Below are 14907 nucleotides of genomic sequence, written 5' to 3'. Positions count from 1 at the left end.
CTCTTGCTAAAATAAAGATTAACTGCTGTAGGTAACCACACCTACAGCAGCCCATTAATCTTTAAAACCAAACTAAACTAACTTTATGAAAAAAATGTAATTACTTCTAATTACACTACAAATTTACAGAAGATTTAAGTCGTTTAGGGCGACATGGCGTGTCATCAATAAAATATTAAGCCACAACAGCTACTTCGCTAATACCGCTACTCTTTTTTGTGATTTGTATTTGCGCTGGGATACGTTCCTTTAAATTCTCTACATGCGAAATAATACCAATTAATTTCCCTTGCGATTGCAGTGATTCTAAAGTTGAAATCACGGTTTCTAGGCTGTTATTATCTAATGTTCCAAAACCTTCATCAATAAATAAAGAATCGATTTTCACATTTTTACTAGCCAAATCAGACAAGCCCAATGCTAAGGCTAAACTGATGATAAATTTTTCACCACCACTAGAAGTATCGACCAAACGTGCCTGATCGGTTTGGTAGTGGTCAATTAAATTAAAGTTTAACTCCTCTTTAGGCTTATAGGCGGCTTCCAACTGTAAAGAATAGCGTTTATTTAAATGAAATAAATGCACATTAGCAAGGTCGAGCAGCTGCTTTAAAGTTAAGCGCTGTACATAAACATTAAAGGCATCTTTGGAATTTCCTATTATTTTAAACAATTCTTTCCAAACGCTGCAAACAGACTCTTGTGCCTTAATACGCTTATAAACCTCCTGATTTCTATTTCGTATTTCTTCATCCTTTCGAAACGCTTCTTTAATTTCACCTTTTTCGGCTAGTAAGGTTTTATAGTTTTCATTAAAACCTAATAACTGTTGGTTACATTCAGCCTCACTAATGTTGAATTTTTTAGCGTTAAGTTGCGCCGTTTTGGCTTGTGCATTTTTAAGCTTTAAAGCCTCTAATTCAATAACACGCTTTTCTATGCTATGCTTAATCTGTTTAAATTCTCGCTTATTTGGCTCACTTAGCAATGCTTTTTCAAGCGCTTCTCTGGTATTAAACACACTTGCTTCCAGAACTTTACATAATGAGGTATTTAAGACCTCTAGTTCTGCCTTAAGCCTTTTTTGCTGCTTCATATTAGCTGCTGATAGTGTTTTTAATTCAGCTTCCTCCTTTTGCAGTTTTAGGAGCTGCTCTTTGCTTGTGTTTTCCTTTTTTTTAAGCTCATCAATATGAAGCTGCAACTGATGGCGTTTTTTTTCAATTGATATATCTAGCGGTAAAATTGACTCGCGACGTAGTTTTAGAGAAACATATGCTTCATTTAAACGCTTTAAGGCCTTATGTTTGGTATTTTTATTTTCTTCAATTTGGCTCCATATTTTTTTATTACCCAACAAGCGATCGTTTAAGCCTACCAGGTTAGCCTTTAACTTTTCTAATCGTGAATTTGTAATGGTGTACGTTGTAATTTGAGCTTCAATATTTTTAATAAACAACGCACTCTCCGAAATTACGGGCCATTTATAGTGGAACTTATTTAACTTATGTTTCAAATTATTTTCAAGGATCTCGCAAGTATCTTGAATTTTAATAATGGCTTTTTCTGAAGTAGTTATTTCTAATCTCGTATTTTTTCCTTTTTCATCTAATGCCGAAATTTCAGCATTTAACTTGCCTACTTCCTTTTCATGATTATTACTAATGGTCATGCACTCATCAAGACGTTTTTGTAAATCTTGCGCTGCTTTTATTTCATCACTTAAAGCTAGTAATTGTGAACTAAACGCTTGCAGTTTAGCTTTTATATCCTTTAAACCAAGCCCATCAGCTTCAATATTTAGTGATTTTATTTGAGAATTAACACGGTCGATCTCCGCTTTTTTTGATGCAATATGTTTTGAATTGCCATCCATTGCAGCTACAATTTTGGCATGCTTTATTTTTAATTGCGATTGACTCTCGCTAAGTTGTTTTAGAGTTTCTTTTCGGTTATTTAGTTCTAATTGCGCCTCAGAAACGCCTTTGGCTTCAAGATGTACGGTATAAGGATGCTCTAAAGAACCACATAATCCGCAGGGCTCACCAGCTTTTAAATGTGCGCGATCATTTTCATATTTAGAGATGCTTTTTTCTAAATCTAAGATTTTTTCAGCATCCTTAATAGCCACTTCTTGATGTTTTAATTTGTCATCAAGAACAAGTAATTCATCTTTTATAATTTTTAATTGCGAGGTATCACCTTTCTGTTCCTCTATAAGTTTTTTAAGCTCCTCCTCGTTCGTTTTAAGGTCTTGCGAAAACCTATTGAGTTCTTTCCACGTCCCTTCAATTTGAGTCACCTTCTTTTGTTCATCCAACAAAACAGACAGACTCTTTTTTTCTAACTGGTCTTTAATATGAATGATTTCCTTAGTAAAACCTTCTCCCGTTTCGAGCTTCGTTTTTAAGATTTTACTTTTTTCATCGTATTTAATTTGGGCTTCTTTGAGCTCCTTCTTTTTAAGAGCAAGATCCTGCTGTTTTTCCGATAAATCGGATTTATACACCTTTAAGGTTGCAAACTCCGAGCTCCAATTAGAAATTTCGAGCGCAACTTCAGAAAGAAATTTATTTTTTGATAAATAATCCGTGTCGTCTTTAATTTGACCTTCTGTTTGCGATATTTTCGCCTTTATTTCCTGGGCTTCAGCAGTAGATTTTACTGTATCCTTTTCCAGTGCTTTGAGTTCCTCACTTAACTTTAATGCATTCCCTGAAGCATGTTTGAGCTCGCTATCCAGTTTCCCCACTTCATCTAATCGGGGTTGCCAAGTAGAAAACTCCTGCATTGCCCGCTCTAAGTTTTCGGTTTCCTTTTTTGAAAGTGCTTCTAACTGTTTAATTTCAGGAGATATTGTAGACAATTTATCAGCAAGTGTTTTTAGCTCTGTAATATTTTCATTTAAACTTTTAGTATTCAAATTAATACTCCCAATAAGCTCACGATGGGGTTCTGCCTTTTCATTGAGTTCTAGTGCTTGAAATTTTAAAACATGCTTTTCTTTATGCTGCTGAATGATTTTTTCGTTTTCCTCCAACTTTAGCGTTTCCAATTGGAGTTTTTGCATGTTAAGATACCAATTAGCAATGGTTTCCATCGCCTCAATACGTTTTTTAGATGCTTCAATGTGCTTGTCTAGCTCCTTATTTTTTGTAATTAGCTCTGTTTTTCTTTCTTCAGAAATAATATCGGCATCATTAATTTCGGCTTGAATATCTCTTAATTTATTATCCTCCTTAGATTTACGGTCTAAAATACCCTGACCTATTTTTTTATAAATCCCCTCGCCCGTAATTTGTTCTAACAAACGCCCCTTATCGGCACCTTTAGCAGTTAAAAACGCCGCAAATTCACCTTGAGCAAGCATAACCGATCTTAAAAACTGATCGTAATTTAATTGAGTGACCTCGCACACCGTTGTAATAACCGCTCGTTTTTGGGAGGCCAAAATTTTATTGGTGCTTAGGTTTTTCAAACAAACTTCTTCCTGCGGATTAACGAGCTTTTTGCCATTACTACTCGCTAATCTAATGGCCCATGAGGCCTCGTAAACATAGCCTTCATTCTCAAAAACCACCCTACTAAAAGCATCATGTGCGCCATAGCTCACCACGTCGATTAAGGCCCCTTTGGTTCCCTTAAATCTTGGTACGTTATGGTACAAGGCAATAGTGATAGCATCTAAAATGGTTGTTTTTCCTGCGCCTGTAGATCCTGTAATGGCATACAAACCAACATCTTTAAACTGTTCGCTTTCAAAATCGATAACCACAGGAGTTTCCGATTTTAATGAATTGATATTTTGCAGTGTTATTTTTAATATCTTCATAACTCCCTCCTAATTTAATGTCCTTTAACCTCTTGAAAAATTTCATTAAACGCATCCCAAACTTCTGGGTTTTCATCTAAATTATACCCCAACTCTTCACATTTAAGCTTAAAAACGTTTGTTGGCACCAATTCTTTAATAGTTTTTGTGTTTTCTAGGAGTTCCTCAATACCTTTTACCATACGCTGATTTTTTAAAGAGATTTTTAGTATCTCGAAATCATATTTTTTAGCTGCACTCTTTATGCTATCGGTATTTACTGTGTGGTCTTCATCTAAAATCAACTCTACCCAAGACGTTAAGTCATAGCTGCTAGTAACCACGTTAGGGAACTGATTTATACATGTTGCGACACTTCCTTTTATTCGGTAAAACATTCTAAAATTAGGAATAACTACATCAGTTACTTCTGTAATTTTATTATCAGAAATATTTAAAACAACCACCTTTTTATCATATCCAACTTCGCTAAAACTTAAAACATTTGGGGAACCAGAGTACCTCACTTTAGGATTGCCTCCAATAATTTGTGGCCGGTGTAAGTGTCCTAAAGCGATATAATCGAATTCTTTAGGAAAATCTTCGGCACCTATATGTCCCAGAGTTCCAACATAAATTTGCTGTTCGCTTTCTGAAATAGACCCACCAACGGCAAATAAATGCCCCATGGCAATCATCGGGGCGTTGGCTTGATTTATATCTTTACAATGTGCTGCGGCTTGGTGGTAGTGATTTATAAGTGCGGTTTTATACTTATCGGTAAGGTCTTCAAATGATTCTCCTGCTACGGCCCGCCTAATATCACCATCTCTTAAATAAGGGATTGCAGCCACAATAAGGTGCTCGTTATTAATACAAATATTGAAAACCTCATCTTCAATATGTTCTGTAGCCTTGCCAACCACTTTTATAGATAACGCGTTTAATATGTGCTTCGGGGCGTTTAAAGTGCCAGGAGAATCGTGGTTTCCACCCGTAATTACAATCGATTTACAGCAGCTACCATTTAACTTGATCAAAAAATTATAGTACATTTCCAAACTTTGGTTTGATGGGGCGCCGGTATCAAACACATCTCCAGAAACCAGTAAAACATCAATACTATTATCAATAATATAACCCTCTAACCAATCTAAAAACAAGGATTGCTCTTCCATTTGAGATTGCTCGTGAAGGCGATGCCCTAAATGCCAATCGGCCGTATGTAATATTTTCATATCGTACTTTTAAGTTCTAAATTTAACGCTGTAATTTGTTCTATCACATCAAAAATATAGGTTTCAACGCAATTGCTATTCAAAAAGCGGTAAAATTACTGGCGGAGGTTAGCCTACTTAGAAAGACTAAAAAGATGATATACTCAACTATTGATTTATAAGCTAGGGTGTTTCTATGAAATTCAATTATATGGCCTACTTATTGGCTGCTTTAAACGTGATGCCTTATAAAAAAGTGATGCCCTTTAACATACTATGCATTTACGAATCGTTATTAAAACCGAAAACCCTGAGAATGTTACTATTCTCAGGGTTTTACTATATATAATGGTGTTATTGGGTCTTTTTTTAAGTTTCCATTTGATAAAGATTAACCGCCGTAGGGAACCACCCCTACAGCGGCTTAGTTAATCTCTAAAAACCAAACTAAACTAACTTATGAAAAAAGTAATTATTACTAATTACACTACAAATTTACAGCGATTGGAAGCCTTTTTATACGACATAAAATGTCATACCTGGATTTACAGTTTCTTAAGCTCGTTAATTTATGGTTTCGTAGAAAATTTTGTGATCAAGTCTTTAAAAGGTCCTTTTTAAATGAAGTTATTCCAGCGTTTAATCACTTGTAAGATACTCCATAGCAATGTCATAGTCGGTGAAAAACTTCATTTTACTACCCGTATAATTCACATATACTTTCATGAGTAAAGACACCAAGCCAACGGTTCCTACCATAACCGATTTTTTCACTTTTGGTTGTCCTTTTTTACCATACTCTTTAAGGACACGCATGGTAGAAGGCTTTATTTTAATCGATTTTACATCTGCAAAAACACGAACACTTTTGTCTGGTCTTTGCAAAACAAGATCTAACGTATCTGCAAAAAAATTAATAACCATTTCATCTGAAGACAGCTTTGAAAAATCCATATTAATGTACTCAACATTATTATGATGTTTCCATGTTGGTGGAGCATATGTTGAATCTGGTATGTTTTCTTTCAAGCGATCGAGTTTTTAAAAATCGATATCTAATATAAAACAAATTTTTATTTATAATGATACCGACCTGCTTGAACTAATGGTATTGTTTTCTATATACTAAGAGTGAAAAGTTTAATAAAAGCAATATTCTTGATGTTTTATAGCGAAAAGAAGCTTTTTAGCATGCATTAAATTGTCTGGTATTCTAAAAAAATTCACCTACTATAATGAACAATCTTACAGCAGGTGAATCTTTAAAAACCAAACTAAACTAACCATATGAAAACGTAATTACTTCTAATTACACTACAAATTTACAGCGGTTCAAGTTTTTTATTTACGACATGACATGTCCTAATTGTCTTTACTTAATCCTTAGTATGTCAATTTATGGTTAAATAGAAAAATTTGGTCCTGCAGTTTTTAGAAAGTTCATTTTAAAATAAGATAATCCAAACTTTTAATCCCTTTTATGTTACGCCTTAGCCTTAGCCTACTAATCAAAAAGAGCAACCACTCGTGCAGGAGCCGCCGAAGCGCCCACTATTTTTAAAGGAAAAACAGCTATTTTAAAACCTTCATACGGCAGGGCGTCTAAATTCACAAGCTGTTCCATGTGGCAATATTCTTTATCCCTACCTACTAAATGAGCCTCCCAAAACAGTTCAGAATTGTTAGTTTCCTTTGCTTTTTTCAGCATATGGGGCAAGGGCAAATCCCCCCCCCCAAGCATCAATACCCATTACCTTTATTCCTTGATCGATTAACCAAGCCGTGGCTTCGGCAGACATGCCCGTTCCTATTTTATGAAAATCTTTGGTGCCATTAAATTTATCCCGTCCCGTTTTAATCAAAACAATCATTCCGGGTTTAACCGTTAAATTATTTTGCTTTAAAAAATCTTCAATATCCTTTTGGGTAATAGGGTCGAAATCAGCTTTATGGGTCATATCGATAACTAATCCGTCACCAAAACACCACTCTAGCGGAACCTCATCTATAGTTTTCGATTTCTTACCATTTGTAGTTGGCGAATAATGCCAAGGTGCATCGATATGTGTGGTTGCATGAACGCCCATTTTTTCGATGATATCATCGGCCCAACCATTAAAATGTTTCGGAAACAATTTAAGCGGAAGCCCTAAAAAACGAATTAGTAATTTCGATTTTCGGTGTGGTTTATGTTTTATTTTAACTTTCATAAACCATGGGTCCGACTTATTGTACTGAATAGGTTTCGATAAATCTATAATTTTCATAGGAATTTTTTACTGCTTAATTGATTTCTTACCAATCCTGTCCTAAACATTTTTGATCTAATCAAAAGTCAACGATTTTACTGGTAATTAGCCATGTTTTTTATCTTTTTCAAAAAAGAACCCCTTGTGTATAATTTTGTTTGGGGGGAGGCTGCTCGTTAAAAGGGCTATCAATCCATTTTTGCAAATCCACTTTGACAAAAAGGTTAAGTCTTATAAAAGCTACTAAATTGGACAAGTACCAATTATATTTTGCATTTGCTTTTAAGGCTTTTAGGATGAGTATAGTAATAAGAGCCGTCCATATTTGTATCATTACGGCATTTTCAGAAGTTCCTATAAACGATTTAATATGTAGCTGTTGTTTGATGTCTCTAAAGAATATCTCAATATCCCATCTAGCTTTGTAGAGTTGGCTAATTGTGTTTGCTGTCCAAGACATTTGGTTGGTAATAAGTTCTATTTCCTGGTTATTTTTATCGTCCCATACAGCTATTCTACGTAGCTTCTTTGGGTATTTTGTTTTTGATTTAGCCCCTGTTAGCTCAATGATTTCATCTTTTAAAACATGATGATGTCTATTTTCTGGCAATTCTTTTTCTTTAATACTCTTAAATTGGATGTTTTCTTTGTGCCTAATTACAAAAAACACTTGGTTGCTGTCCCAAACGTTAAGTAACGAAAAATCATTATAAAATCGATCTGCGACAATAACCGAACGGCTAATCAAAGGAATATCGTAAGCTCCTTTATTATCTGCTGTTTTACCATCGCTAATATTTACATAGTGCGGTAAATTACCATCATAATCAAGCAAGGTGTGCATTTTTACAGCTCCTTTGTGGGTTTTGTATTTTGCCCAATCAAAGAGACTTAAACATAGACTTATCGTTGTAGAATCTAATAGAAATATCTTGGATTTAATTTTGAATTTAACACGTTTTAAGTGAGGGTGCTGTCCAAAACTTTTTAAAAGAACATAGTAGTAATCTCGATAAAGCGTCCAGTCTCGATGTTTGTTTTGATAGCTTATCGTTGATTTAGAAGGTGCTTTCTGTATGCCTAAATGATTAAGGTTTCCTGTGGCAGAGCGAAGTCCATTACTTATATCTCGGACGGATTGACTTTTTGCAAATTGACAAAACAACATGGAGACTAAATGTGTCCAACTATTAAATCCTTTTTGATGTTTATCTGTTCCCTTGGCTTTTACAAGTTTAGAAAAACTAGAACGGTCTAATTTGGAGATTATCTGAGAGAACAATGTTATATTTGTCATGGAGAAAGGTTATTTTTTGTTGTGCAACTCAAAAATAATATTTTGAGATACAAAATCCCTTTCTCTTTTTAAGCGTTTTGGACGCTATTGATTTCTTACTAACAATGCTATTTCCTTTAGCATAAAAAAATAAGTAAAGGATTAAATATATCGCTTTCATATTTACTAAAAAAATGGGAGCTATGCTTTGAGTCACCATTACTTACACATACTCAACATGTGATGTTTCACATCTGTTTTTCCATTTTTCCTTGTGCAGCTTAGTAGACCTGAATCAAACTCAAAACTTTAAACCTTCATTTCCGGTATCTTTTACAGACCTTTCAGGTTTTAAAAACCTGAAAGGTCTTTTACGAAAACACTTCTTTGAGTCGCAATCCTCAACTCCCGATAGCGCGGACTTTTAGTCCGTGCCAAAACCCACACCTCAATAACACTCATTTAACCCCAAACACCCTTCAAAGCTTAAAAGTAAATCGAACTATTAAAGTCAACTAAAAAAACATCAATTTGGAGATTATAAAAAATGTAACTCAGCATTGAGTCACCATTATTTACACATACTCAACATATGGTTTTTTACTTCTGCTTTTCCATTTTTCTTTTTGCAGCATGGGTTGTCTGCCATAATCGGTAGCGGGTTTACCTATACACATGTAGCCTAGACTTTTCCATGCTTTAGGCACATCAAAGAGCTTTTCAAATTTTGAATAATCTAAAATAGAAACCCAGCCTGCCCCAAAACCTTGTTCGGTAAGTGATAGCCAAAGGTTTTGAACCGCACAGGCACAACTCCACTCTAAAGTGCTTGTGTTTCCAATGGTGCCAATTGTAAAATTATCTAAGGTGCTACTATCGCAAAATATGGCAATGCCAAGAGGTGTTTCTTCAATAGCCTCAAGCTTAAACGTATTATAAAGTGTAGACTGGTTTTTATCGGTTATTCCCAGTTTAGCCTGTTCGTTCGAAGCATTAAACAAGGCTTTAATTTCTTTTTTCCTTGCAGTAGATTGAACAACAACAAAGCGCCACGGTTCTGAAAGCCCTACCGAAGGCGCTGCATGAGCCGCATCTAAGGCTTTAAGTAGTACCGCTTCCGGAACCTCAGCTTCTGTAAAATGCCGCGTATCTCTACGTTTATAAATACAATCGTATAAGTCCATAGTATCCTTTTTATAAAATCAAAATTTCATCTAAAGGTAAGACCTTTTTGAGCTTTCAAAAATTGATTTATATGAATTTTAAGGAACAACTTTTAACGCTTTCTATTGCGATAGAATAACATTAACAAGCGCTATAAAAATTTGCTATTCGTTTTGAATACTCTCAAGTAAAATTCTTGTTAAGTCAACTTCCTCTTTATTGGTTGCATAAAGATTGTTGAAACCCGTTGTGCATTTTAAATAATGTTAATTTTAATATTATTAATGTTTCTCCCAAAAATAAACTTATTGATATACTGAATAGTTGTTAAAGCAGTTATCTTAGCTACGATTCTTGTTTTAAAACCTTCAAAAGTTTTAGCATAATTGCGTCTTATCATAAATTGGTCACAAAGTTGTGAAAATAATGTTTCTATCCTTTTCCTCTTTTTTCTAAATACATAAGGCTGTACTTTGTAATTTTTTTGATTGCTTCTCATAGGTGTATTTAGCGTTATATTACAGGTTTCAAACAAGTTAAGCTGTATTTCTGTTGATAAATAGCCTTTATCACCAATTAATGTACAATCGCTTATTTGCATCTTAATATCTTTAAGATAATTAATATCGTGTACAGATGCTGGACTCAAATCGATACTTTGAAAGACACCATTTACAGAACAAACAGCGTGCAGTTTATAACCGTAATAATTAGAACTTTGAGCTGCACAATAACCTTTATCTGGAAATGCATAAGTGTTTTCTTTACAAATCTTTGAACGAGAACTGCGTGATAATTTACAAACTTCTAAAGGCATACTATCTACTACAAAATAATCTTCAAATTCATTAAAATGGGAAGCTAAGCTTAACCTGATACTGTTGAGCTTATTAACTAGTTTTCGTCTTCTTCTATTGTAGACACTTCTCTCTATTTTTGATAATAGGGAATCTGGAAGTTTTCTAAAAAGGTCATTTTCACTATCTATTCCCATAAATTCGGCAGTAAGACTCAAGCTGATAAGTTCTAAATCACTAAGCTTTGGTTGTCGTCTTTGATAACTTAAAAGTTGTTCTTTCGATATTTTTCTTAATACTTCCAATATTCTTTCGTAATTTGCACTCAAGTTGTTCATTATTAATGATTTGTGATTAAATCAATTTACTGATTTTCAGTAAGATGAACAACTTTTTTCTTTTAAATCATAATGCACAACGGGTTGTTGAAATAATATATGCTTAGATATATAAGCCAAGCTTTATTTATTTACAAGCTGTTTGTGGAACATATCTGCCAATCGTATTTCTATGTATTTAATAATTACAGCATCCGATTTTCCGCTTTTATGCATATTGAAAACTTTGGATGCATAACGTTTTTTTAAGGTTTTAACGGCTCCCTCTGGATTTTCCATATCCTCAAGCTGAAGATCCCGCGCTGTTAAGGATTCTAATAATTTTGTATGCGCCTCATTTCGCTTTTCTAGAATGGCTTGTTGTTTTAAATCTTGCAGATTTTTTTCATCAGCACTATTAATCTTTGCTGTTAAATTGACATATTCATATTTAATTTGACTGTCCATTTCTTTAGCTTCCAATACTAATTTTTGATACGAGCTAAAAAGCATCTCGTTATAAAATGCTGCAAATTCAAAATACTTATCTAGTGCTTTCAAGTAAGCCAAAGCAATTTCCTTATAGACTTTTTTGTCTTTACGCTCGGTCTCTTTTAATTGAGTTGCGAGTTTATTTAATTGATGTGTCTCTCCTTTTATAATATCTGTAAAACCTTCTTTTTCGGGTAATTCTAGTAATTGAGGAGTTATTTCTATGGGTAACCCAAAGAAATCATATTTACGATATCGAATACGTATGGAATCGTTTTCTTTTTTATCCCTTTTATTAATTTTAAATTTTGGTTTCTCGAGTCCGAATGCGTAATTATAGCTAATCGTTGCTGTAAACTCACTAAGGTTACCGTTGTTTCCACCATTTCTAAAAAGTTGAATGATGTTAAGATTTAAATTATGTCGTTCTTTAAGCGTGTAGCTTAAAGCACCTCTTAAATTCACAACATTTGTTTTTGCAGATATACTGTTAGAATTATTATATCCTACAGAAACCCTGGAATTAAGTGTTTTATCAAGAAAATATTTAGCAACACTCAACGTTGGTCCCCAGGTAGTTGCTTCTTCTCTACCAATGGTGTTGTAAGTACCATTAACAGATGTATTTACACTTAAATTTTGTTCTGTAAAATTAATGCTATGTGTGGCATTTAAATTATGAAATGTAGAAGCATCGCCAATACGTACAATCCCGCCTTGCTCATTCGCCACATCATTTAAAGCATAATTTAAACTGAGGTTTTGTCTGGATGTTTTTTTGTTGGATACTATGTAGTTGATATTAGCATTAGCACTTTGAGAGAGTTGCCTAAAATCTAAATTCTCCAATTCTTCGTCTAATAAATTGCCATCATTAATATCATCAAACTGGTTTGGTTTAACATTGGTAAAGGTTGAAAAATTGGAATAAGAGCCACCTATCGTTAATCGCTCCGATAGATTTAGATTGGCATTTATAGAACCTACCGTTCTATTGGTGTTGTTTGCTTTAAGATTATCTAAATCGTCACGCTGGTACCCAATGTTAATCGCCAAGGTTAGCTTATCGCCAAAAAATGAATTGGAAGCATCTAAGGTTATGTTTTCAAAATCGTTATTAAAAAAATACGCGCCTAAGGTTTCGTATCCAGGATCAATACGTTCGTAGCCTACACCTAAGTTAACTCTACCAACAGCATAGCCCAAACGTGATTTTACGGCACTATAATATTCTGTAGAAGCGCGGTTATTAAAAAAAGGCGCTATAGGTGAAAATGCCGTGTTATTTGTTTTTTCTGCACGTAAATCTCTTGTTATTACTGTGGAGGCATATTCTGCTTGTAGGCTAAAATTATTACCTAGCTTTATTTCACCTTCTATACTCAATACCAAGTTTTCTTCTGGTAGTACGCTCTTTACTTCGGGAATAGCATCGATAGAGTTGGGATCGTCCTTGGCATAAAACCCAATTAACCCTATTTTAAAACGCGCTTTCTCTAAATTGGTTTTAATACCATAGCCCATCCTATTATAAGCAGGGATGGTTCTAGGGTCACCATCATCGTTGGTAGCTCGTAGTAATCTTCCAGACATCGCGCTTATTTTAAAAGGGCCCGAAGGTGTCAAATCTACACCTGCTCCTGTAAATTGATGCCCGTTTAAGGTATAGGGCGAAAAGGTCATGCTTATATTTCCCACATGTCCTGCAATCCATTTGTATTTGGGATGCAAACTAATTCTATTAAAATCGAAAGGTAGTTGGTAGCCTAAATCTTGACCCTGATTAGAAATACTATAAGATATGGGAATAAAAAAACTATAAATATTTACGTTTAATGCCCCCTGTAAAAAGTAAGTGAAAGGAGCTCTGTTATTATTCTGGTTAGAATTATAATACACCCCACTGGCAGATACCTGACCACTTACCTTAATAGGCTTGCTGGTGGTTATGGTTTCGTAATCCAGTGTTTGACCTAAGGTTAGTAAAGGAAACAGTAATAAAAAAGGTAATATTTTTTTCAAATACCTTGCATTAGTAGGTTCATAATAGTTGGTTTGTGGGGGTAACAGGGACTGTAAACTATTTTGTGTTTTTGCTGTTAGTTAGTTTAAAAATGATTTTGAAATTCATAGGCAAAAAATTTACTTTTAAATTTTTATTTTATGAACTCAGACTTAGAAAAACAATTAGACGCCTTGATCGGCAAAATCAGCAACAAGGAGGACTTTGACCAGGTCAAGGAACAGTTGCTTAAACGTGGTATTGAATCACTTTTAAAAGCAGAAATGACTGCCCACTTAGGGTTTCAAAAAGGAGGTTCTGTAATTGAGAACAACCAGCGCAATGGTTTCTCAGAGAAAACTATCAAGACTCATAACGGCGAACAACGCATCAAAATCCCCAGAGATCGTCAAGCGAGCTTTGAGCCTGTTATTGTCCCCAAACATCAATCGATTAGTCAAGAATTAGAAGATTGTATTCAACTGCTTTACGCCAAAGGTATGAGCAATAGCGATATTATTGATTTTATTGAAAGTACCTATGGAGTGCAGTATTCCACATCACAGGTATCCATTATCACCAATCAATTATTGGAAGACATCAAACAATGGCAGAATAGACCTTTAGAAGACGTATATCCCATTGTCTGGATAGATGCTATTCATTATAAAATACGTCAAGAAGGCAAGGTAATATCTAAAGCCTGTATGATAGTTTTAGGGGTGAATACCGAAGGGCAACAAGATATTTTGAGCATGAGTATTGTGGAGACAGAAAAGGCAGCTGCTTGGATGTCCATTTTAGACGATCTGCGCTCTAGAGGCGTAAAAGATATCTTCTTTCTGTGTTCGGATAACCTCTCTGGATTAGATAAAGCTGTAGAAGCTATTTTTCCAGGTAGTATACGTCAAATATGTATCGTACATCAAATTAGAAACTCTTTAAAATATGTGAGCTATAAGGACCGTAAATCAATAATGGTCGATATTAAAGCTATTTATCAAGCCGATAATGAGAAATTCGCTTTAGAGGCTTTCGAAGTCTTTAAACAAAATTGGGAAGATAAATACCTCTCTGCCGTACAGTCTTGGGAAAACAATTGGGATAATTTGACCGCGTTTTTAAACTACCCAAAAGAGATTAGAAAACTTATATATACTACCAATATCATTGAGAGTTTTAATGCCAGTTTAAGAAAATATACACGCAACAAAAAAGTCTTTCCTCATGATGATGCAGCACTGAAATCCATATATTTAGCAGCTCAAAGCATCAGCAAAAAATGGAAGAAAACACGATTTAAATGGGGCCAAATTTACAATCAATTGTATATTTGTTTTCCAAACAGGTTATAATCTATATTATTTTAACCTATGAATTTTGAAATTATTTTTCAAAAACACAAAATTTTGGATAAACTCGGGTAACAAGTAATCATTCTTTATATAATAATTGTGTAATAAATTTTAGATGAAAAATCTAAATTATTTTTTGTTCTTATGCGCTCTTAGCGGTTTGTTTTATTTCTTATTAGGTATGATTTCACTCTCAAATACCGTTAGCGTTACAGCTTTTTTTAGTA

The 14907-nt window shown here is 34.3% G+C and carries 11 protein-coding genes; 2 read left to right on the top strand and 9 right to left on the bottom strand.

Going from position 1 to position 14907, the window contains the following annotated elements:
* Positions 1 to 175 precede the first annotated feature (175 nt).
* Together C1A40_RS12075 and C1A40_RS12070 are read right to left on the bottom strand one after the other, a co-directional pair.
* Positions 176 to 3832, bottom strand: a complete 3657-nt coding sequence (locus C1A40_RS12075; RefSeq protein ID WP_102996108.1) for an SbcC/MukB-like Walker B domain-containing protein — start codon at positions 3830 to 3832, stop codon at positions 176 to 178.
* A gap of 14 nt (positions 3833 to 3846) precedes the next feature.
* Positions 3847 to 5049, bottom strand: coding sequence for an exonuclease SbcCD subunit D C-terminal domain-containing protein (locus C1A40_RS12070; RefSeq protein WP_102996107.1), 1203 nt, complete (start codon positions 5047 to 5049; stop codon positions 3847 to 3849).
* A 438-nt stretch (positions 5050 to 5487) separates the two neighbouring features.
* On the opposite strand from C1A40_RS12070, the gene C1A40_RS18190 reads away from it, so the two are divergent.
* Positions 5488 to 5649, top strand: coding sequence for a hypothetical protein (locus C1A40_RS18190; RefSeq protein ID WP_158651350.1), 162 nt, complete (start codon positions 5488 to 5490; stop codon positions 5647 to 5649).
* Positions 5650 to 5667: 18 nt separating this feature from the next.
* Here C1A40_RS18190 and C1A40_RS12065 read toward each other — a convergent pair whose 3' ends face one another.
* From C1A40_RS12065 to C1A40_RS12040, 7 genes are all read right to left on the bottom strand, one after another.
* Positions 5668 to 6057 carry a hypothetical protein gene (locus tag C1A40_RS12065; RefSeq protein WP_102996106.1) on the bottom strand — a complete coding sequence of 130 codons (390 nt, stop codon included), beginning with the start codon at positions 6055 to 6057 and terminating at the stop codon, positions 5668 to 5670.
* A gap of 475 nt (positions 6058 to 6532) precedes the next feature.
* Positions 6533 to 6736 carry a cyclase family protein gene (locus C1A40_RS18540; RefSeq protein WP_241910402.1) on the bottom strand — a complete coding sequence of 68 codons (204 nt, stop codon included), beginning with the start codon at positions 6734 to 6736 and terminating at the stop codon, positions 6533 to 6535.
* Positions 6711 to 7295 carry a cyclase family protein gene (locus C1A40_RS12060; RefSeq protein ID WP_241910401.1) on the bottom strand — a complete coding sequence of 195 codons (585 nt, stop codon included), beginning with the start codon at positions 7293 to 7295 and terminating at the stop codon, positions 6711 to 6713. The genes C1A40_RS18540 and C1A40_RS12060 overlap by 26 nt, the downstream gene beginning before the upstream one ends.
* A 109-nt stretch (positions 7296 to 7404) precedes the next feature.
* The gene (locus C1A40_RS12055) at positions 7405 to 8574 is read right to left on the bottom strand and encodes an IS4 family transposase (RefSeq protein ID WP_102995256.1); all 1170 of its coding nucleotides are present in this window, start codon (positions 8572 to 8574) and stop codon (positions 7405 to 7407) included.
* A 554-nt stretch (positions 8575 to 9128) separates the two neighbouring features.
* Positions 9129 to 9737, bottom strand: a complete 609-nt coding sequence (gene bluB / locus C1A40_RS12050; protein ID WP_102996105.1) for a 5,6-dimethylbenzimidazole synthase — start codon at positions 9735 to 9737, stop codon at positions 9129 to 9131.
* Between the two features lie 236 nt (positions 9738 to 9973).
* On the bottom strand, positions 9974 to 10852 hold the full coding sequence (locus tag C1A40_RS12045; RefSeq protein ID WP_102996082.1) for an IS982 family transposase: 879 nt from the start codon (positions 10850 to 10852) through the stop codon (positions 9974 to 9976).
* A gap of 123 nt (positions 10853 to 10975) precedes the next feature.
* Positions 10976 to 13345, bottom strand: a complete 2370-nt coding sequence (locus C1A40_RS12040) for a BamA/TamA family outer membrane protein (RefSeq protein ID WP_241910400.1) — start codon at positions 13343 to 13345, stop codon at positions 10976 to 10978.
* Between the two features lie 141 nt (positions 13346 to 13486).
* Here C1A40_RS12040 and C1A40_RS12035 point away from each other — a divergent pair, with 141 nt between their 5' ends.
* Positions 13487 to 14680, top strand: a complete 1194-nt coding sequence (locus C1A40_RS12035) for an IS256 family transposase (protein ID WP_102994202.1) — start codon at positions 13487 to 13489, stop codon at positions 14678 to 14680.
* The last annotated feature ends 227 nt before the right edge of the window (positions 14681 to 14907 follow it).

The organism is Tamlana carrageenivorans, from assembly GCF_002893765.1.
GTDB classification, from domain to species: Bacteria; Bacteroidota; Bacteroidia; order Flavobacteriales; family Flavobacteriaceae; genus Pseudotamlana; species Pseudotamlana carrageenivorans.
This window is presented reverse-complemented; position numbering and strand designations above follow the sequence as displayed.

Coding starts and splice junctions, on each gene's coding strand:
- C1A40_RS12045 (WP_102996082.1), bottom strand. CDS start 10,852: ATGAACAACTTGAGTGCAAATTACGAAAGAATATTGGAAGTATTAAGA.
- C1A40_RS18540 (WP_241910402.1), bottom strand. CDS start 6,736: ATGCTGAAAAAAGCAAAGGAAACTAACAATTCTGAACTGTTTTGGGAG.
- C1A40_RS12055 (WP_102995256.1), bottom strand. CDS start 8,574: ATGACAAATATAACATTGTTCTCTCAGATAATCTCCAAATTAGACCGT.
- bluB (WP_102996105.1), bottom strand. CDS start 9,737: ATGGACTTATACGATTGTATTTATAAACGTAGAGATACGCGGCATTTT.
- C1A40_RS12035 (WP_102994202.1), top strand. CDS start 13,487: ATGAACTCAGACTTAGAAAAACAATTAGACGCCTTGATCGGCAAAATC.
- C1A40_RS12075 (WP_102996108.1), bottom strand. CDS start 3,832: ATGAAGATATTAAAAATAACACTGCAAAATATCAATTCATTAAAATCG.
- C1A40_RS18190 (WP_158651350.1), top strand. CDS start 5,488: ATGAAAAAAGTAATTATTACTAATTACACTACAAATTTACAGCGATTG.
- C1A40_RS12060 (WP_241910401.1), bottom strand. CDS start 7,295: ATGAAAATTATAGATTTATCGAAACCTATTCAGTACAATAAGTCGGAC.
- C1A40_RS12070 (WP_102996107.1), bottom strand. CDS start 5,049: ATGAAAATATTACATACGGCCGATTGGCATTTAGGGCATCGCCTTCAC.